Origin of the sequence: Streptomyces sp. NPDC006208 (assembly GCF_040613775.1) — a bacterium.
Classification (GTDB): domain Bacteria; phylum Actinomycetota; class Actinomycetes; order Streptomycetales; family Streptomycetaceae; genus Streptomyces.
Map to the genome: position 1 here is coordinate 1 of NZ_JBEXSW010000140.1, position 1,325 is coordinate 1,325.

General features: G+C 72.2%; 1 protein-coding gene. It reads right to left on the bottom strand.

The annotated features are described in order from the left end of the window. On the bottom strand, positions 1 to 1,325 hold a 1,325-nt coding region (locus tag ABZ208_RS39090; RefSeq protein WP_356914197.1), incomplete at both ends, for a polyketide synthase dehydratase domain-containing protein.

Genomic DNA, 1,325 nt, shown 5'->3' on the forward strand with positions numbered 1-1,325 from the left:
CCCCACACCGCAGCATGAGCCAGATCGCCGGGACGCGTCACCAACGCCAGACGCACCGGACGATCCTCCGCCAGCCACCACTGCACCAAAGCCAGCACGGCATTGGTGACTTCACGGACTTGGGTGGCCGTGTCCGTGTCCGTGGTGGAACCTGTCGGGCACGGAACGACAACAACGTCCGGGGTCCCTTCCGACTCCCGCAGTGCGACGAAGTCCGCGACGGCCTCGATCACCAGCGCCTCGGAGGCGGGGGGCAGCGTGAACGGCGTCCACTCCAGCCCGAACAGCGGGTCGCCGTCACCGGCACCGCGCAGTTGCTCCGCAGATACGGCACGCAGCGACAGCGACTCGACCGAGGCCACCGGATCACCGGCGCCGTCGGCCACGGCCAGCGTCACCGAACCGGTGCCCGTCCGCGACAGCTTCACCCGCACCATGGATGCACCGGCCGCCTGAAGAGCGACACCGGACCACGCGAACGGCAGGACCGGGCCGTCGTCCAGTGACACCAGCCCGCCCGCGGCCAGGGCGTGCAGAGCAGCGTCCAGCAGCGCCGGGTGCAGGGCGAACGCAGCCGCGTCGGCGCCCGAGTCCTCCGGCAGTTCGACCTCGGCGAAGACGTCGTCCCCGCTGCGCCACACCGACCGCAGGCCCCGGAAGACCGGACCGTAGTCCAGGCCGGCCGCAGCCATGTCCTCGTAGAACGGCGTCAGATCAACGGCCTCCGCGCGGGCGGGCGGCCATGCGCCGATGTCCGCAGCGGGCGGCGCCTCTGCCGAGGACAGCACGCCCGTCGCGTGCCGCAGCCAGGAACCGTCTTCGACGCGCGAGTGCACGCTCAGCTGCCGCCGGCCGGACTCGTCCTCCGGGCCGACCGCCACCTGAAGGGTGACGCCGCCGCGCTCGGGCACGACCAGGGGAAGTTCCAGGGTGAGGTCTTCGATCCATCCGCAGCCGGCCTCGTCACCCGCCCGGACCGCCAGCTCGACGAACGCGGTGCCGGGCAGCAGAACGGTCCCGTTCACGGCGTGGTCGGAGAGCCACGGGTGGGTTTCGAGGGAGAGTAGCCCGGTGAGCAGGACCCCGTCGCTGTCGGCGGTCGCGATCGCGGCACCGAGCAGCGGGTGGTCCGCCGCCCCCAGACCGGCAGCCCGGACGTCACCGGGTGTCTGGGGTACGTCGAGCCAGTAACGCTCGCGCTGGAAGGCGTACGTGGGCAGGTCGACGCGCCGGGCGCCCGGGAAGAGCGCCTGCCAGTCCGGGGAGATGCCGTGGGTGTGGAGCTGACCGATGGCGGTGACGATCGCGTACGGCTCGGGGCGGTC